Origin of the sequence: Pseudomonas sp. NEEL19, assembly GCF_028751975.1 — a bacterium.
In the GTDB taxonomy this organism is placed as follows: Bacteria; Pseudomonadota; Gammaproteobacteria; order Pseudomonadales; family Pseudomonadaceae; genus Aquipseudomonas; species Aquipseudomonas juntendi.
Map to the genome: position 1 here is coordinate 4326560 of NZ_CP081491.1, position 16632 is coordinate 4343191.

At 65.2% G+C, this 16632-nt stretch carries 17 protein-coding genes; 8 read left to right on the forward strand and 9 right to left on the reverse strand.

Annotated elements, in window-relative coordinates; genetic code table 11:
• Positions 1-79: 79 nt before the first annotated feature.
• The gene (locus tag K4A76_RS19230; RefSeq protein WP_029888023.1) at positions 80-1054 is read left to right on the forward strand and encodes a 2-hydroxyacid dehydrogenase; all 975 of its coding nucleotides are present in this window, start codon (positions 80-82) and stop codon (positions 1052-1054) included.
• A gap of 84 nt (positions 1055-1138) precedes the next feature.
• Here the strand turns inward: K4A76_RS19230 and K4A76_RS19235 are convergent, their stop codons facing one another.
• Complete coding sequence (locus K4A76_RS19235; RefSeq protein WP_274410943.1) at positions 1139-2041, reverse strand: DMT family transporter; 903 nt, start codon at positions 2039-2041, stop codon at positions 1139-1141.
• Positions 2042-2200: 159 nt separating this feature from the next.
• On the opposite strand from K4A76_RS19235, the gene K4A76_RS19240 reads away from it, so the two are divergent.
• Positions 2201-3076 carry a helix-turn-helix domain-containing protein gene (locus K4A76_RS19240; RefSeq protein WP_182390394.1) on the forward strand — a complete coding sequence of 292 codons (876 nt, stop codon included), beginning with the start codon at positions 2201-2203 and terminating at the stop codon, positions 3074-3076.
• Between the two features lie 128 nt (positions 3077-3204).
• Here K4A76_RS19240 and K4A76_RS19245 read toward each other — a convergent pair whose 3' ends face one another.
• From K4A76_RS19245 to K4A76_RS19270, 6 genes are all read right to left on the reverse strand, one after another.
• Positions 3205-5595, reverse strand: a complete 2391-nt coding sequence (locus K4A76_RS19245; RefSeq protein ID WP_274410944.1) for a TonB-dependent siderophore receptor — start codon at positions 5593-5595, stop codon at positions 3205-3207.
• 169 nt (positions 5596-5764) lie between these two features.
• The gene (locus tag K4A76_RS19250) at positions 5765-6748 is read right to left on the reverse strand and encodes a FecR family protein (RefSeq protein WP_274410945.1); all 984 of its coding nucleotides are present in this window, start codon (positions 6746-6748) and stop codon (positions 5765-5767) included.
• Positions 6745-7320, reverse strand: a complete 576-nt coding sequence (locus K4A76_RS19255) for an RNA polymerase sigma factor (RefSeq protein WP_110679666.1) — start codon at positions 7318-7320, stop codon at positions 6745-6747. The genes K4A76_RS19250 and K4A76_RS19255 overlap by 4 nt, the downstream gene beginning before the upstream one ends.
• 4 nt (positions 7321-7324) lie before the next feature.
• On the reverse strand, positions 7325-7651 hold the full coding sequence (locus tag K4A76_RS19260) for a DUF3325 domain-containing protein (RefSeq protein ID WP_110679667.1): 327 nt from the start codon (positions 7649-7651) through the stop codon (positions 7325-7327).
• Positions 7651-9228, reverse strand: a complete 1578-nt coding sequence (locus tag K4A76_RS19265; protein WP_274410946.1) for a PepSY-associated TM helix domain-containing protein — start codon at positions 9226-9228, stop codon at positions 7651-7653. Before K4A76_RS19265 ends, K4A76_RS19260 begins: the two co-directional genes overlap by 1 nt.
• Complete coding sequence (locus K4A76_RS19270) at positions 9225-9530, reverse strand: DUF3649 domain-containing protein (protein WP_054913287.1); 306 nt, start codon at positions 9528-9530, stop codon at positions 9225-9227. Before K4A76_RS19270 ends, K4A76_RS19265 begins: the two co-directional genes overlap by 4 nt.
• A 234-nt stretch (positions 9531-9764) precedes the next feature.
• Between K4A76_RS19270 and K4A76_RS19275 the strand changes: the two genes are divergently transcribed.
• A complete protein-coding gene (locus tag K4A76_RS19275) occupies positions 9765-10112 on the forward strand; it encodes an HPF/RaiA family ribosome-associated protein (RefSeq protein ID WP_274410947.1) in 348 nt (115 codons plus the stop codon).
• 59 nt (positions 10113-10171) lie between these two features.
• Here K4A76_RS19275 and K4A76_RS19280 read toward each other — a convergent pair whose 3' ends face one another.
• The gene (locus tag K4A76_RS19280) at positions 10172-10579 is read right to left on the reverse strand and encodes a response regulator (protein WP_054905432.1); all 408 of its coding nucleotides are present in this window, start codon (positions 10577-10579) and stop codon (positions 10172-10174) included.
• Between the two features lie 22 nt (positions 10580-10601).
• A complete protein-coding gene (locus K4A76_RS19285) occupies positions 10602-10772 on the reverse strand; it encodes a Flp family type IVb pilin (protein WP_054913291.1) in 171 nt (56 codons plus the stop codon).
• Positions 10773-11066: 294 nt separating this feature from the next.
• Here K4A76_RS19285 and cpaB point away from each other — a divergent pair, with 294 nt between their 5' ends.
• The 5 genes from cpaB to K4A76_RS19310 are packed head-to-tail and all read left to right on the forward strand — an operon-like array spanning position 11067 to position 16631.
• On the forward strand, positions 11067-12020 hold the full coding sequence (gene cpaB, locus K4A76_RS19290) for a Flp pilus assembly protein CpaB (RefSeq protein ID WP_274410948.1): 954 nt from the start codon (positions 11067-11069) through the stop codon (positions 12018-12020).
• An 18-nt stretch (positions 12021-12038) separates the two neighbouring features.
• Entirely contained in the window at positions 12039-13313 is a 1275-nt protein-coding gene (locus tag K4A76_RS19295; RefSeq protein WP_274410949.1) for a type II and III secretion system protein family protein, read from the forward strand.
• Positions 13310-14500, forward strand: coding sequence for a pilus assembly protein (locus K4A76_RS19300; protein WP_274410950.1), 1191 nt, complete (start codon positions 13310-13312; stop codon positions 14498-14500). The genes K4A76_RS19295 and K4A76_RS19300 overlap by 4 nt, the downstream gene beginning before the upstream one ends.
• Positions 14497-15753, forward strand: coding sequence for a CpaF family protein (locus K4A76_RS19305; protein ID WP_274410951.1), 1257 nt, complete (start codon positions 14497-14499; stop codon positions 15751-15753). Before K4A76_RS19300 ends, K4A76_RS19305 begins: the two co-directional genes overlap by 4 nt.
• Positions 15750-16631: a type II secretion system F family protein gene (locus tag K4A76_RS19310; RefSeq protein WP_274410952.1), complete on the forward strand. Its 882-nt coding sequence runs from the start codon at positions 15750-15752 to the stop codon at positions 16629-16631. The genes K4A76_RS19305 and K4A76_RS19310 overlap by 4 nt, the downstream gene beginning before the upstream one ends.
• The last annotated feature ends 1 nt before the right edge of the window (position 16632 follow it).

Below are 16632 nucleotides of genomic sequence, written 5' to 3' on the forward strand. Positions count from 1 at the left end.
ATCCGTTCACGTGCTGCTTTTTCTTGTAGCTTGTAGCTTGCAACTTGTAGCTTGTAGCTTTCCCCTTGGAAGCAGCCCGATGAAAAAGACCGTCCTGGCCTTCAGCCGAATCACCCCGGCCATGGCCGAGCGCCTGCAGCAAGATTTCAACCTGATCCAGCCCAACCCCAAGTTGGGCGACATCGCCGCCCAGTTCAACGAAGCCCTGCCCGAAGCCCACGGCCTGATCGGGGTCGGGCGCAAGCTTGGCCGGGCGCAGCTGGAAGGTGCGGCCAAGCTCGAGGTGGTGTCCAGCGTGTCGGTCGGTTACGACAACTATGACCTGGACTACTTCAACGAACGCGGCATCGCCCTCACCAACACCCCGGACGTGCTCACCGAAAGCACCGCCGACCTGGGCTTTTCACTGATCATGGGCTGCGCCCGGCGTACCGCCGAACTCGACGCCTGGACCAAGGCTGGCAACTGGCAGGCAACCGTGGGCCCGGCGCACTTCGGCAGTGATGTGCATGGCAAGACCTTGGGCATCGTCGGCCTGGGCAACATCGGCGCAGCCGTGGCCCGCCGTGGCCGCTTCGGCTTCAACATGCCGATCCTGTACAGCGGCAACAGCCGCAAGAGCGCGCTGGAGCAGGAGCTGGGCGCGCAGTTCCGCAGCCTGGAGCAGTTGCTGGCCGAAGCCGATTTCGTGGTCATCGTGGTGCCCCTGTCGGACGCGACCCGCAAACTGATCAGCAGCCGCGAGCTGAAGCTGATGAAGCCAAGCGCGTTCCTGATCAACATTGCACGCGGGCCGGTCGTCGATGAAGCCGCACTGATCGAAGCGCTGCAGAACGGCACCCTGCGCGGCGCAGGCCTTGATGTCTACGAGAAAGAGCCACTGAGCGATTCGCCGCTGTTCAAGCTGCCCAATGCTCTGACCTTGCCACACATAGGCTCGGCCACCGCCGAAACCCGCGAAGCCATGGCCAACCGGGCGCTGGACAACCTGCGTGCGGCGCTGCTGGGTGAGCGGCCGCGGGACCTGGTGAACCCGCAGGTGTGGAAGGGCTGATCCCCCGGTTGTCCCTGTACCGGCCCTATCGTCGGCAAGCCAGCGCCCACAGTTTCGGTAGCTGGCCGCTGATAGGGCCATGATTCATCTGGCCTCCACAACCCCCTCAGCTACCCGTGCCCTGGGCTTGCGAAACACCAGCACATTCCCTGCCATCACTGCGACAAGCCCCAACAGGGCCGGGGCCGTCCACTGGTACCCCTCGGCCACCGCCGACACGTTCAACGCCACCAACGGGAACAGCACCGTGCAGTACGCGGCCCGCTCCGGCCCCATGCGCCCCACCAGGGTGAGGTAGGCGGTAAAGGCGATCACTGAACCCGGAACCACCAGGTACAACAGCGAGCCGATGTAGCGCAGGTTCCACTCCATGCCGAACGGCACGCCGCTGACCACACAGAACGTCCCCAGCATCAACGCGCCGTAGACCATGCCCCAGGCATTGGTGGTCATGGGCCGCAGCCCGGCCTTTTGCTGCATGCTCGACAGCAGGTTACCGGCCGAGAAGCACAGCGTGCCGAGCAGGGCCAGGCCCAGGCCGTACAGGGTCTCACGGCTGGCAGCGTGGTGCGACAGCTCGGGCCAGAACAGCAGGCCCAGGCCAAGCAAGCCCAAGGCGCCGCCGCCCAGCACATTGCTGGCAACCCTTTGGCTGAAGAAGATCCGCGCATTCAGCGCGTTCCACAGCGTGGCGGTGGAAAACACCACGGCGATCAGGCCGCTGGCGATCCACTGGCTGGCACTGAGGAAGCAGATGAAGTTGACGCAGAACAGGCACAGGCCCTGGGCCAGGCAGATCTGGTGGCCCCGCCTGTTCATCGGCTGCAAGCGACGGGTGAGCAGCAGGAAGGCAAACAGGATCAGACCGGCCAGGGCGAAGCGGTAGACGATCGAGACCGGGATCGCGACCACGCCCAGTTGCAGTTTCAGGGCGATCCAGGTGGTGCCCCAGATCAGGACGGTGAGCAAGTAGAGAGACAGGTTCATCGGTGCGGCTCCTCAGGCGATCGAGGGCGCAGCCCTCGCCAGTGCAATCAGTGTTCGCCCTGCCCTGTGCTCTGCGCTTGCACAAACTTGCGCATTTGTCGCGCAGGCGGCTGTACGCAAGCTCAAGGCGCAGTAGGATGGGCGTCAGAGGAACCCGCCATGACGCCATTCACCCAGCTGCAAGTGTTCAATGCCATGCACGCCTCGCCCCACGCCCGCCTGGAGCTGAGCGCGCACCTGGGTGACGGGCTGGCGGCGGCGTTGTGGAGCAACCGCGACGACGCCCGCGATTATCAGGCGCCAAGCCATCACACCCTGTCGTGCTACATCGCCGACGGTACCGGCACCTTCCGCCGCCAACGGCCGGCCGACAAAGGTGCGCCCGACAAGCTGTGCATCATGCCGGCGGGCCAGGAATCGAATTGGGTGGTCAATGGCGAGATCCGCCTGGCGCACCTGTATGTCAGCCAAGCGCAGTTCGCCCTTGGTTGCGTGCGCCTGCTCGACCGTGAGCCGCGTGAATTGCAGTTGCAGGAAGCGACCTTTCTTGACGACCCACAGCAGGCCCGACGCTTTCGCCAACTGATCGACCTGGACTGGGACGAACCCGGCGAGCGTCTGCTGGCCAGCAGCCTGGCGCATGAGATCGTCGACCATGCGCTGCTCAGCCAGGTCGGGCTGCGCCAGGGCCTGCGCCTGAAAGGCGGGCTGGCACCAAGCCTGCGTCGGCAACTGGTCGACTACCTCGAGGCGCACCTGGACCAGCCGATCACCCTCGGCGAACTGGCGTTGCGCTGCAACCTGTCCGAGTACCACTTTGCGCGCATGTTCCGCGCCAGCTTCGGGCTGCCACCGCACCAGTTCCTGCTGGCCCGGCGGCTGCACCGGGCTTGCCAGCTGTTGCGGCTGGGGGGCATGCCGTTGGGGGAAATTGCCCTGGTGTGCGGGTTTGCCAGTGCCAGCCATTTCAGCAATCGGTTCCGCCAGGCCGTTGGCGCCACACCGGGCGAGTACCGCCTGGCCTTCAACCTGTGACATCGGGGCTGCTTTGCAGCCCATCGCAGGCAAGCCAGCTCCCACAGGGATTGCATCAGGCCCGGGCTCCATGCAGTACCTGTAGGAGCTGGCTCGCCTGCGATGGGCCGCGAAGCGGCCCCTGCTCCCTAAAACTCAAAGGTACTGGACAGGCTCACCTGCCGCGCATCCCCAATCGCCACAAAGTACTGGTTCACCGCCGAGCTGTAGTACACCTTGTCGAACAGGTTCTTCACGTTCAGCTGCAACAGCACCTTGTGCTCATCGAGCTTGGTCTCGTAGGTCGCAAATGCGTCAGCCACGGTGTAGGACGGCAAGTCGAAGGTGTTGGTCGCGTTGCCGCTGCGCTCACCCACATACCGTGCCCCGGCACCAAAGCGCAGGCGGTCGCCGCCGAACAGGCTGCCGTAGTCGTACACCGCCGACAGCGAGCCGCTGTGCTTGGCCACGTTCTGCAGGCGGTTGCCCTTGAGGTCGGGGTCCTTGGTGACCTTGGCATCGGTGAAGGCATAGCTGCCGATCAGGCTCCAGCGCTCGCTGAGCTGGCCGGTCAGGTCCAGCTCGACCCCGCGTGAATTGACTTCACCCGCATTGCTGTAAAGCGTATCGCCGGTGCGCGTGTCGAAATTGGCCACCAGCACGTTGCGCTTGGTGATGTCGAACAGCGCCAAGGTACCGGTCAGGCTGCCTGGCATGTCGAGCTTGGCGCCCAGCTCCCACGACTTGCCCTCTTCCGGCGCCACCGACGAGTCCAGTACCACACCCCCGGTGAGCGGCGCGATGCTGGAGTTGGGCTTGAACGATTCGCTGTAGCTGCCATAGAACGACAGTTGCTCATCGACCTTGTAGACGATACCGGCATGTGGCACCCAGGTCTGGCCGTTGGTATCGGTGTTGGCCGTGAACGGGCGACCGCGGCCGGCGTACTGGTCGTACTGCTGGAAGCGTGCACCGGCCACCAGGATCCAGTGATCGTCCAGGTGCAGCGCGTCCTGCAGGAACAGCGCATCGGTGCGCAGCTTGTCGGTCTGGTCACTGTCGCTGGCACGCACGGTGGTGCCTTCCACTTCCTGCCCATACACCGGGTTCACGTAGCTGAAGCTGGACCGCGCGGCTTGCCGGATCAGGTCAGCGCGGTAGACCTTGCGGTCTTCATGGTCGGCACCCAGCAGCAAGTCATGCTGCATGCCGGCCAATTGCACGGTGCCGGTCAGGCTCAGGGTTGCGAACTGGTCACGGCTCATGGCGCCATGGGTGCCATCAATACTGCGGGTCAGGGTGCCATTGGCTTCGTTCACCCCCGTGACGCGAACCTGGCTGGCGTCGTAGGTCTCACGGTTGAAGCTGTAGCCAACGTGCAGCTTCCAGTCATCGGCCAACTGGTGGTCGACCTCCAGACGGTACAGGTCCGAGCGCCCTTCCATGTCGTTGAAGGGCTCGTCCAGGCGCCGGGTGGCGGGAATGTCCAGCGCGTGGCCATTGCTGCCAAAGGCCGTGCCCCGATCAAACGGCGAGAGAAACTCGCGGTGCTCGTAGGCCAGCACGACCTGGGTGTCTTCGCCCAGCCAGGCCAGCGACGGCGCGACCAGCGATTCACGATGCACCCCGAAGTTGCGCCAGTAATCTTCGTCTTCGTGGTCGACGATCATGCGGTAGGCAAAGTTGCTGTCGCCCAGCGCGCCGGTGCTGTCGAAGCCCCCGCCGCTGCCGTTCTTGCCGCTGCCGTAGGTGGAACCCCGCAGGTTCAGGGCGTTGTACTGCTCGAGTTGGGGGCGCTTGCTGACCACGTTGATGACCCCGCCCGGGTCCTGGATACCGTACAGCAGCGAGGCCGGCCCCTTCAGCACTTCGACCCGTTCGGTACTGGCATTGAGGCTGCGGCCCTGCACGATGGGCATGCCATCGCGCATGATCGAGCCGTCGCGGTTGTCGCCGAAGCCGCGCTTCATCACCGTGTCGGAGGTGCCGCCGAAGTTGTTGCCCTGGGTAATGCCGCTGACGTTGGCCAGGGCATCGTCAAGGTTGCGCGGCGCCTGATCACGGATGACCTGCGCCGGGACCACGTTGATCGCCTGGGGAATGTCCTGGTTGGCGCCTTGGCCACGCATGATCGACGCCGTGGCTGGGGGTTGGTAGCTGTAGTCGTCCCGGAGCGAGGTCACCGTGGTGGCCTGCAGGTTGAGGGCCCGGGTAGTATCCAGCGCGTCCAGGGTCAGGGTCCGCGAGTCCAGGCGCCGCCAGGTCAGCCCGCTGCTTGCCAGCAGCTGTTGCAGCGCCTGTTCGGCACTGTAGGTGCCGGTCAGCGCCGGCGCCTGCACCCCGGGCAACGCTACGGTGTAGACCACGCTTTGGCCCGTAGTCCGGCTGAAGGCGCTGAGGGCCTGGGCCAGCGGTTGCGCTGGCTGGGCGAAGGCGTAGGCCTGCTGTTGCTCGGCAGCGCTGGCCTGGGGAGCCACGGCAACGGTCGGGAGCATGGCAAGGCCGAACCAGAGGGGGACGCAACGCGGGGAGAACTTCATGGACGCTGACCTGTGAGAGGAATATGAGTACGAATGAATCGCACTTCCACTCATTACACGGATGCCACGGTCGGTTACCTCATGCGCTTTTGAAAATATTTTCCCGGTGCTGCCGGTTCGCTGGCAAAGCCGCTTCCACGGCAGGCGCCAACGGCGGCCGGCAGAGGGGCTAGCGGATCAGCGTCAAACGGCCCAGCACGGTCTGCCGTGAAAAGCCCATCACCTTGCCCAGCGAATCCAGTGCCAGCAGCGGCTCGGCCAAGGGGAAACTGCCACTGACCTTACGCTGCCCGAGTTCCTCATCCAGCAACAGGATCCGCCCCGGGTAGTAGCGCCCCAGGTCCTCGACCACCTGCGCCAGTGGCACCTGGTAGTAATTCAGCCAGCCCTGGCGCCAGGCCAGGCGGTTGTCGCTGTCCACCGCCAGGGTTGCGCCGGCCCGGCCGGCGCCGTAGCTCACCTGCTGGTTGGCCGTCAGCTCCCTGGCCGCAGCCCCCGCGGCCGGGCTCACCGCCACCCGCCCGCTGCGCACCGTGACCTGCGTGCCGTCCCCCTGCTCACGCACCTCGAACTGGGTACCGAGTACCCGCACTTCACCGCCGTTGGCTTCGACCAGGAATGGCTCGCCGGTATGCGTGACCTGGAAGAACGCCGCGCCATGCAGCAAGCGCACGCGACGCTTGCCATGGGCAAAATCGACCGCAATTGCAGTGCCCGCATCCAGGGTCACCTGCGAGTTGTCCTGCAGGGTAACCTGGCGAATCTGCCCGGCACTGCTGTAGTCGGCCTGCAGGTCCTGCAGCCAGTAGCCTGGGTGCCAGCCCCCGGCGACCCCAATGGCCAGCACCAGGCAGGCCGCCAGCCCGATTGCCGCCAGGCGCGCGCGGCCGGGGCGCCTGGCAGCCGGGCGGGCCATGGCGGCCAGGTAGGGCTGCAGGCTGGCATGCTCTTCGGCAGCCAGCCGCGACGCCGCCACACCACTGTTGCGCCACAGCGCCTGGGCCTGTTCGTACGCGGCGCGGTGCCCGGGCTCGGCCAGCAGCCAGCGTTTGAACGAGGCCCCCTGGGCCACTGCAGGTTGCTCGCTGATGCGGCTGAGCCAGCGCAAAGCGGCCTGCGCCTGCGCCTCGGTGATCGGCGGTATAGGACTCATCGGCAGGCTCTCCCAGGCCGGCGCGGGGTGGACGCGGGCTCGGCAACACTTGCCTTGCACGCTTCCAGGGCGCGCATCATATGCTTTTCCACCGCGCTCTGGGACAGCTGCATGGCCTTGGCGATCTCGCCGTACTTGCAGCCGTGAATGCGGTTGAGCAGGAAGATCTGCCGGGTGCGCTCGGGCAAGGCGCGCAAGGCAGCCTCGATACGCTGCAGGTCGTGGTCCACTTCCACGGCCTGCTCCGGCGCATGCGTCATGCTCGCCTCGTCCACCGCCAGCGCGGCTTCGGCAATGCGTTCGCGGCTGCCCTCACTGCGCAGGTGGTCGATGGCCAGGTTGCCGGCACAGCGCAGCAGGTAAGTATCCAGCGCCTCGACTTTCACCTCGGGGCGACGCCAGAAGCGCAGGAACAACTCCTGGACCAGGTCCGACGCCGTGGCGCGGCAGCCCACGCGCCGGCTGACCAGTGCCTCCATGCGTGCACGCTGGGCCTGGAACACCTGGACAAAACGCGCACGCCCGCCTGCGCTGTCGGCATTCGGCCCGAGCGTATCGCCCTGCTCGCTCATGCTGTCACGCCGCCCAAACGGCCAGCACCGGGCCCAGCAGCACACTGCCGGCAGCCAGGCCCAGCAACAGCCGCGGTTGGTACGGCAGGGCGAAGACCCACACGGTGACCGCCGCCATCATCACCGCCACCCACTCCACCAGGCCATGGGCCCAGCCACGCAGGTGCACACTGAACACCAGCGAGAGCACCAGCAACGACCAGCCCGCCACGCGCAACAGGCGCAGTTGGCCGGGGTGCGGCTTGCGCCCGAGCAGGCCGGTAAAATGTTTGTCCATGGCCAGGCACAAGGCAACGAAGCCTGCGTAGGCGAGCAATGCGTTCCCCAGCATCAGCGTGCCTGCGCCGCTTCGGCGCGCGGCTTGTCTGCCGCCCGCGCCGCGCGCTTGGCCAGCGGCGCGGGGCTGCGCAGCATCTTGCCGGCCAGCCAGGCCAGGAACAGCCCGGTACCCAGCGCGGTCAGGTCCAGGCCTGCCATGGCCCAGTCACCTGCCGCCAGCGAATGGTTCAGCCCACGGTCGGTGGTCAGCCCATTGAGCAGCGGCAGCAAGGCGAAGGCCAATGCGCCCAGCGCCAGCTGCTCGCCCCAGGCCCGGCGCCCACTGCGCAGTACGGCATGGGCCAGGGACAGGCCCCAGACGATGAAGAAGACATTCACCTCCCAATCGGCACGGCCGGCGGCAGCGGCCGGGATCAGCCGGTTGGCCCAGAAGAAGCCCGCCACTGCCAGCAGCAGGCCGCTCATGCTGGCGATATTGAGCACCTCGACCAGGCGCAGCTCGCCGGGCATGTGCGCGCGCTGGGCATGTTTGAGCTGGCGCTTGCCCAGCCACATCACCAAGCCTGTGCCAATCACCGCAGTACCGGCAATGCCAAAGCAGAAATACAACCAGCGCAGCCAGGGCCCGGCAAAGTTGCCCATGTGCAGGCCGGCAAAGCTGAAGGACGTCATCATGGCCCCGCTCTCCGGCTTGCCCTGGCTCAGCAGCGTGCCGCTGGCGCCATCGAACGTCCAGTTGGCGCTGCGCCGGTAGGGCACATGGTCGGCCGCCGATTGGGTGAAGGTGACACGGGCATTGCGGTCGCCCGGGTTCTGCACCTGGATGTTGCCAATGCGTGCCTCGGGTTGCAGCGCCTGCACCTTGGCATACAGGCTGGGCAGCGCGACCAGCGGCGTGGCCACCTGGGCCGCCTTGGGTGCATCGTTGCGCCCGAACAGGTCATTGAAGTACTTGCCGGTGTCGTTGCCATAGCTGGCCATGATCCCCGCCGGCATCACCATGTACATGAACAGCACCAGGCTGCTGTAGCTGATCATCAGGTGGAACGGCAGCACCAGCACGCCGATCGCGTTGTGCCCATCCAGCCACGAGCGCTGGCCCTTGCCGGGGCGGAAGGTGAAGAACTCCTTGAAGAGCTTCTTGTGGGTAATGATGCCGGTGACCAGCCCCAGCAGCATGATGAAGGCGCAGAAGGTCGACAGCCAGCGGCCATAGGGGTACGGCATCTGCAGCTGGAAGTGGAAGCGGTAGAAGAACTCGCCACCGCGGCTGTCGCGTGCCTCTACCGGTTGCCCGGTCTGGGTATCGAGGGTCTTGCTGACAAAGCCGCGCGGCCCGCCGTTGGGGTCGCGATAGCCCACGCTCAAGCCCGCTTCGCGGGCGTTGGGCAAGCGGATGAACCAGGTGCCCGAATGCCCGGCATTGTCCTGCAGGTAACGCTGTGCCAGGGCCAGGCTATGGGCCGGGTCCAGTGCATGGCTGCGCACCTCAGGCTGCGACCAGTGGCTGATCTCTTCCTTGAAATACGACAGCGTGCCGGTAAGGAAAATGGCGAACAACAGCCAGCCGAAGATCAGGCCGGTCCAGGTATGCAACCAGGCCATGGCCTGGCGGAAGCCGTCTTTCATGAGGTTTTCATCCAGTAGGCAATGCCACTGATCACGCCCAGCAGCAGGCTTGGCGCCAGCACGCCCAGCCACGCGCGCCAGGCACTGCGGCAGGCGAAGCACCAGATGAACGCCAGCAGGTAGAAAACGAACGAGAGCATCAGGCCGATCAGCGTGGCGTCGACCTTGGGCAACGGTGCCACCACGGCGATGCAGACGCTGGCCGCAGACGCCAGCAGGTAGCCGCCCAGCAGCGCAGCCAGGCTGCGTGAGGCCACGGCCAGGCGGTAGCTGAGCGGAAGGCCGGCGGTTTTGCGCGTCATGGCGAAGGTCCGGGCGTGTTCGGGGCTGCAATACTAATGATTTCAATTCTCACAAGCAAAGCTTCAACGACAAGCTGCCGGTGCGCGCAGATATGCAACAAGAAATTTATTTTCCGAAAGGGCTTGAATTCATCCCGCGGTTGCCTGACCTTAAAGTCAAGAGGCGCAGAATTTCCAACGGTCTCAAGGACCTGGCCGCGCCTCCATGCGAGCAAGCTGAATAAGGATTGAATCATGCAAATCCAGGTCAACAGCAGCAACCATTTCGAAGGCAACGCCCGGCTCGACCAGTGGGTCCGCAGTACACTGGAAAGCTCACTTGAACGTTACGAGGACGACCTCACCCGCATCGAGGTGCACCTGCGCGACGAAAATGGCGCCAAGCCCGGACTGCATGACAAACGCTGCCAGATGGAGGCTCGCCCCAAAGGCCACCAACCGATTTCCGTAACCCACACGGCCGCTTCGCTGGACCAGGCAGTGGATGGTGCCGCCACCAAGTTGAACCACGCGCTGGAGCACTTCTACGGCAAGCTGCGCAGCAAGCGCGGCGCCCTGGAACTGAATGACCCCGACGCCTGATCGCAACAACCGAAACGCCCGGCCAAGTGCCGGGCGTTTTCGTTCCCGCCCGGGTCAATTCAATTGACGACGCGCAGGCGTGATACGGGGAACAGGTTGTCCAGGGTTTCCAGCAAACGGGCCTGGTAGATCGGCTTGCGGAAGAAGTCCAGTACCTGCAATTGAACCAGTTCGCTGACGTCATCCAGGTCGGCTTGTGCCGACATGACGATCACCGGCAAATGCAGGCGGGCGGTATGCTCGCGCAGGCGCTTGATCAAGCCGATGCCACTTTCGCCCGGCATGCGCACATCAGTGATCACCAAGGCTACGTCGGGGTGACAGGTCAGCTGGTGCAAGGCCGCCTTCACCGAGGTGGCGGTCAGGCAGGCGAAGCCTTCGTTTTCGAGCAGCTCCGCCAATTCCAGCAGAACGTCCTGCTCGTCATCCACCAGGAGGATCTGCTGACGCGCGCAAGCGTTCTGCATGCCGCTGGCTCCCTTTCAGGTCTCAAAGCGCATCCTTGATAGTCGTGAACGTTGCGTTCACGGCCGAGGAAATATCCCCGACGAAAGCCGCCAGCACCACTGCAACCATGGTTGCGATGACGGCGTATTCGATACCGGATGCACCGTCCTTGCGATGCAGGAAATTCATGCAGTGCAGAATGAACAGTTTCATGCTTCAGCTCCTTGCGGCATGGATGCCGGCGGCGGTGGTATCAAAATGACACCGATCTGCCATCAAAGAATTGCCAAGCCGGTGCGAACTGCAAATGTATTAAAGGGTTAATCAGAAAGTATTAGCCCGCCTTGGTTAACCACCCGCCACTCGCTAACTCTTTGTTTTCACGTGACCTGCTCGGCACCCTGAAAAAAACTGCCCGGGCTCATGGCAAATGGCGATGGCTGCGCTAACTTGCTATAGCGAAATAGTGACTTTTCGCCATCATCCAACGCGTGCAGGGAGGCCGAGATGAGCAGCCGCTTGACCCTATTCCTGGCCGCGTTTTTCTTGCTGGCGGCGCTGTTGGCAGGCTACTGGGGCGTGGTGCTCAGCCGTCCGCCGGTCGCCCCTGTCGCCGCCGCGCCTACCGTTGCACCGCCGAGCGTGGCCACAGCGCCAGCGCCCAGCGCGCCAGTGGAAGCGCCGCGCACGGCGGTAGTCGTGCTGCGCAAGGCCGTGCCAGCCAATACCCCACTCACTGAAGACGATGTGCTGGTCGAGCGCCTGCAGGTCGCCCCCGCCGGTGCTTATCAACAGGTCGCCCAGGTGATCGGCCGCAGCAGCGCCCGGCCCCTGGCGGCAGGCACCTGGCTGGAAGAAGCCAGCTTTCAGGCCGGCGGGCCGCTGGCACGGATGATCCGCGCGCACGAGCGGGCGGTGGCACTGGGCGTGGATGAAGTGGTCGGTGCCGCTGGCCAACTGCGCCCGGGTGACTACGTTGACGTGCTGCTGTTCCTGCGCGAAGAGCCCAACAACCCGCAAGCCTCGGCCCAGGTGGTACTGCCGGCCCTGCGTGTGCTGAGCGTCGGCGAGCAAACGGGGTTGGCCAACGATGGCCGCCCGGCGCAGAGCGCCGAGGAGCAAAAGGCCCGCCGCGACCAGAGCGGCCTGGGCAACGGCGCAGGCACCCGCACGGTGGCAGTGGCCGTGCCCGAGGCCATGGCCAGCCGCTTGATGCTGGCCGCCCAGGCCGGCACCTTGCGCCTGGCAGTGCGCAGCGCCGATGAACAGCGCCTGCCGCGCTACTGGAGCGAGGCCGATGCGATACCGCAAGTGGAGGCCGCCAACCGCGCGCTCTACCGCTTCAGCCAGCTGTCCCAGGCGCCGGTGGCCAGTGTGGCGAGCCCGGCGCCCAGCCATGCCGCGCCCGCCATGCACATCATCCGTGGTGCCACGGCTGAAGCAAGCGCCAACAACCCCTGAACCGGCAAGGATGCAGTGATGCGAAGTCCCTTCTTCAGACAAGCATGTTGGACCGGGATGCTGGCCGCGCTGTTGCCCCAGGCGCAGGCGGCACCCAAAGGCTGCGAAGCGTTCGACCAACTGCCTGCGATCATCGAGATCGACCAGGGCCTGCAGCAGGAACTGCGCTTGCCGGTGGCGATCGAGCGGGTTGCGGTCGGCGAGCCGAAGGTGGCCGATGTCCAGGCCAGCGGTGAGCGCGGTGTGGTGATTACCGCAGTGGGCCAGGGTAATACCAGCCTGATGATGTGGACAGCCTGCACGCCGTCACCGCACAAGGCGATGGTGTTCGTCCGCGGGCGGGCCAGCGCCGATATGGCCCAGGACAGCTTCCTGCCGTCGCAGGACACGCAACTGCCCAGCCAGGTGCAAGCCGATATCCGGTTTGTCGAAGTGCGCCGCAGCAAATACAAGGAGGCAGGGGCGCGGCTGTTTTTCAAGGGGTCGAACAATAGCCTGATTGGCTCGCCTGGTACGGTGCCAAATACCGTAGTGCGCCCTGATTATGTGCCTGGCGCCCAGACAGGTGAGAACCCTATCGCATATGCGGATGTGCGCCCCGGTATTCCACTCGACAATAGCGTCTTCAACATCGTCTGGGGCGGTGGCAGCAGCCGCTTCCTGGCCATGATCAATGCCTTGGAGAACAGCGGCTTCGCCTACACCCTGGCGCGCCCGAGCCTGACCGTGCTCAGTGGCCAGACGGCCAGCTTTCTGGCCGGTGGCGAAATTCCGATCCCTGTTCCCAGTGCCGGCAGTGACAACGTCTCGATCGAGTACAAGGAGTTCGGCGTACGCCTGGCACTGACCCCGACGGTTATCAGCCAAGGCCGGATCACCCTCAAGGTTGCCCCCGAAGTCAGCGAGCTGGACTACAGCAACGTGGTGACCATCGCCGGTACTCAGGTCCCGGGGCTGACGGTACGGCGCACCGACACCAGCATCGCCCTGGCCGATGGTGAAAGCTTCATCATCAGCGGCCTGGTCAGCAACAACACCCGTTCAGCGGTAGACCGGCTGCCCGGCCTGGGCAGCCTGCCGATACTGGGGGCGTTCTTCCGCAATTCGACCATGCGCCGCGACGAAACCGAACTGCTGATGATCGTCACCCCGCACCTGGTGCAACCCTTGGCGGTCAATGCAAAGCTGCCGCCCTTGCCGGGCGAGCACCTGCGCAACTACGACCCCAGCTGGGGCCGCCTGTTCTTCCTGGAGAACGGCAACTTCGATGGCAAGGGCGGGCTGTCGCAATGAACGAGAGCCTGAACCCGACCTTCCTCGCCATCACCCGCACCGAAGAGGACCTGCACTGGCTGCAGGGCGCCTTGGCTCCGCAAGGCCAGGTGATCGGTGCCAACGGTGGCAGCCTCGACGAGCTGCTGGCCCTGGTCAATGCCACCTTCAGCAACCTGATGTTCATCGGCCTGGACCGCGAGCAACTGATCAACCAGTGCGCCTTGATCGAGGGCGTGCTGGAGGCCAAGCCAATGCTGGCGATCGTCGCCCTCGGCGATGGCCTGGATAACCAGCTGGTGCTGCATGCCATGCGCGCTGGCGCCCGCGACTTCGTCGCCTATGGCTCGCGCGCCAGCGAAGTGGCCGGGCTGGTGCGGCGCCTGGGCAAACGCATGCCGGCGGTGGCCAGCAACCCCAGCCTGGGCGGGCTGACGGTGCTGTTCGGGGTGCAAAGCGGTGCCGACGGCGCATTGCTCACTACCCACCTTGCCCGTGTGGTGCAGCAGAGCGGCCAGCAAACCCTGCTGCTGGACCTGGGCCTGCCGCGTGGCGACAGCCTGACGCTGCTGGGCCTGGAGGCATCGTTCTACTTCGGTGACGCCCTGCGCCACCTGCGCCGCCTCGACACCACACTGATCGACAGCGCATTCACCCGCGACAACACAGGCCTGCGCCTGCTGACCTATGCCGAAACCGATGAGCCACTGCAACACACCAGCGCTGCCGAGTTGTACATGCTGCTCAGCGCCCTGCGCCAGCACTTCCAGCACATCATCGTCAACCTCGCCGGGCATGCCGACAGCGAAGCCCTGCGCACGTTGGTCAGCCACTGCGACAAACTGATCATCTACACCGACCAGAACATTCTCGAGTGCCGGCGCAACCTGGAGGTACTCGACCTGTGGCGTGATCATGGCATCAAGCTGGAACACGCCAGCCTGTTGGTGGACCGCTACCTGAGCAACGTTGCCCCCGACGCCGACACCTTGGCCAAGCGCTACGCGCTGCCTTTGCTCAGGGCCCTGCCCTACAGCCCTGAAGTGCGCCTGAACGTGAAAAACCAGGGCCTGAGCCTGTTCGAACTGGCCCCCCGTGAGCCGCTTACGCAAGCCTTGCGCAGCCTGGGCGAACGCCTGGCCCGGCGCTCGGAAAACCTCGCACCGCCGGCCGTCACCTGGCTGCGCCGGCTTTGGGGCAGCAAATGAACAACGATCAACCGTTTGGTGGCCCGCAACCAGCCGCGGGCGACCCCTACGCGCTCAAGCGCGCACTGCACCGCTTTGCCATCGATGCCATCGAGGACAGCGGCCGCAACCTGCTGGAGGGCGCACGGCCGGCGCTGACCCAGTTCGTGCTGGAGCAGGTTGGTGACTACGTTGCGCGCCTGCGCCTGGCGCTGTCGCGGTATGAAATGGAGCGGCTGGCCGAAGAGCTGGTGGACGAGTTGACCGGCTTCGGCCCGCTGGAAGTATTGCTGCGTGACCCCAGCGTCACCGAAATTCTGGTCAATGGCCCCCATCGGGTGTTCGTCGAGCGGGCCGGCCTGTTGCAGCAGACCGACCTGCGGTTCATCGACGCCCACCATGTAGAGCGGGTGATGCAACGCATCCTCGCCCCGCTCGGGCGACGCCTGGACGAGTCCTCGCCCATGGTCGACGCCCGCATGCCCGACGGCAGCCGGGTCAATGCGATCATTCCGCCCGTGGCGCTGGACGGCCCGTGCCTGTCGATCCGCAAATTCCGCCAGGACATGCTCAAGAGTGCCGACCTGCTGGCCACCCGCGCTATCGACCAGCCTATCTTCGACTTTTTCGAACGCGCCGTGGGCAAGCGCTGCAACATTCTGGTCAGCGGCGGCACCGGCACCGGCAAGACCACCCTGCTGAACATCCTCAGCCAGATGATCGCCCCTCGCGAGCGCCTGGTCACCATCGAAGACGTTGCCGAACTGCAACTGCACCACCCCCACGTGGTGCGCCTGGAAACCCGCCCGCCCAATGCCGAAGGGCACGGCGAGATCAAGGCCAGCGAGCTGATCCGCAACGCCCTGCGCATGCGCCCGGACCGCATTATCCTCGGCGAAATCCGCGGCAGCGAAGTGCTCGATGTGCTGACCGCAATGAACACGGGCCATGATGGCTCGATGAGTACCGTGCACGCCAACAGTGCACCGGACGCACTCTTGCGCCTGGAGACACTGGTCGGCCTGAGTGGCCGGCAAGTTGCCGAAAAGACCTTGCGGCAAATGGTCTGTGCAGCGCTGGACGTGGTGATCCAGCTGACCCGCCTGCCCGATGGCCGACGCTGCGTCAGCGAGGTGCTGGAGGTGGTTGGCGTGCGCGATGAGGTGTACGTCACCAACACCTTGTTCCGCCTGGACCGCCGGGGCGGTGACAGCTTCCTGCGCGAGGCGCTCCACCCGGCCGGCAGCAAGCTCAAGGCAGAGGGCCTGATGTGACCGGCCCGCTGCTGCTGGCGCTGTGCCCGCTGTTGCTGGGCCTGGCCCTGCTGCTGTTGCGCCGCGGCCTGTACAAGCGGCACGAAGAGCGCATCCTGCAACGCCTTGGGCGCGCGTTCAGCATTGTGCGCAATGGTGCGGCACGGCGCAGTTGGCTCGACCCGCTGCTGCAACGCGCCGGTTTGACGACTGTCGAGCTGCACCCCCAGCGCTGGCTGCTGGCCTGGCTGGGGCTGGTGCTGTTGGCGCTGGTCGCGCTTGGCTGGGTCGCTGCGCTGATGCTGCTGACCGGCCTGCCGGCCATTGCCTACCTGCTCATCAGCTGGCAGAGCCGTCGGCACATGCGGCACGTCGTCGAGCAACTGCCCGGCCTGCTGGACTACAGCGTGCGCAGCCTCAAGGCCGGGCGCACGCTCAATGACGCGGTACTGGGCGCTATCGACAGCAGCCGCGAGCCATTGCGCACTACGCTGGCGAGGGTCCGGCGCAATGTGCAACTGGGCGTGCCGCTGGAGGACGCCATGACCGAACTGGCCGAGTTGCACCAGCAAGACGAATTGCGGCTGTTCGCCCTGGGCTTGCGCATCAACCAGCGCCATGGCGGCAACGCCAGCGAACTGATGGAGAACCTCATCAAGCTGATCCGCGAGCGCGAGCAAGGGGCCCGCCAGCTCAAGGCCATGACCGGCGAAACGCGCATCACGGCCATCATTCTCGGGGCGTTGCCACTGGCGATGGTCGGTTACTTCCTGCTGGCCAACCCCCACTACCTGCTGGCCATGTGGCGTGACAGCAGCGGCCAACTGATGCTGTTGCTGGCCTTCGCCTTGCAGGTACTCGGCTGCCTGGTGTTGTGGCGCATGATGAGGAGCTTGTGAA

Excerpts from the sequence above, each read along its gene's own strand:
- K4A76_RS19295 (WP_274410949.1), top strand. The coding sequence starts at position 12,039 with ATGCGAAGTCCCTTCTTCAGACAAGCATGTTGGACCGGGATGCTGGCC.
- K4A76_RS19245 (WP_274410944.1), bottom strand. The coding sequence starts at position 5,595 with ATGAAGTTCTCCCCGCGTTGCGTCCCCCTCTGGTTCGGCCTTGCCATG.
- K4A76_RS19275 (WP_274410947.1), top strand. The coding sequence starts at position 9,765 with ATGCAAATCCAGGTCAACAGCAGCAACCATTTCGAAGGCAACGCCCGG.
- K4A76_RS19240 (WP_182390394.1), top strand. The coding sequence starts at position 2,201 with ATGACGCCATTCACCCAGCTGCAAGTGTTCAATGCCATGCACGCCTCG.
- K4A76_RS19235 (WP_274410943.1), bottom strand. The coding sequence starts at position 2,041 with ATGAACCTGTCTCTCTACTTGCTCACCGTCCTGATCTGGGGCACCACC.
- K4A76_RS19265 (WP_274410946.1), bottom strand. The coding sequence starts at position 9,228 with ATGAAAGACGGCTTCCGCCAGGCCATGGCCTGGTTGCATACCTGGACC.
- K4A76_RS19305 (WP_274410951.1), top strand. The coding sequence starts at position 14,497 with ATGAACAACGATCAACCGTTTGGTGGCCCGCAACCAGCCGCGGGCGAC.
- K4A76_RS19255 (WP_110679666.1), bottom strand. The coding sequence starts at position 7,320 with ATGAGCGAGCAGGGCGATACGCTCGGGCCGAATGCCGACAGCGCAGGC.
- K4A76_RS19300 (WP_274410950.1), top strand. The coding sequence starts at position 13,310 with ATGAACGAGAGCCTGAACCCGACCTTCCTCGCCATCACCCGCACCGAA.
- K4A76_RS19280 (WP_054905432.1), bottom strand. The coding sequence starts at position 10,579 with ATGCAGAACGCTTGCGCGCGTCAGCAGATCCTCCTGGTGGATGACGAG.
- K4A76_RS19270 (WP_054913287.1), bottom strand. The coding sequence starts at position 9,530 with ATGACGCGCAAAACCGCCGGCCTTCCGCTCAGCTACCGCCTGGCCGTG.
- cpaB (WP_274410948.1), top strand. The coding sequence starts at position 11,067 with ATGAGCAGCCGCTTGACCCTATTCCTGGCCGCGTTTTTCTTGCTGGCG.
- K4A76_RS19260 (WP_110679667.1), bottom strand. The coding sequence starts at position 7,651 with ATGCTGGGGAACGCATTGCTCGCCTACGCAGGCTTCGTTGCCTTGTGC.
- K4A76_RS19250 (WP_274410945.1), bottom strand. The coding sequence starts at position 6,748 with ATGAGTCCTATACCGCCGATCACCGAGGCGCAGGCGCAGGCCGCTTTG.
- K4A76_RS19285 (WP_054913291.1), bottom strand. The coding sequence starts at position 10,772 with ATGAAACTGTTCATTCTGCACTGCATGAATTTCCTGCATCGCAAGGAC.
- K4A76_RS19230 (WP_029888023.1), top strand. The coding sequence starts at position 80 with ATGAAAAAGACCGTCCTGGCCTTCAGCCGAATCACCCCGGCCATGGCC.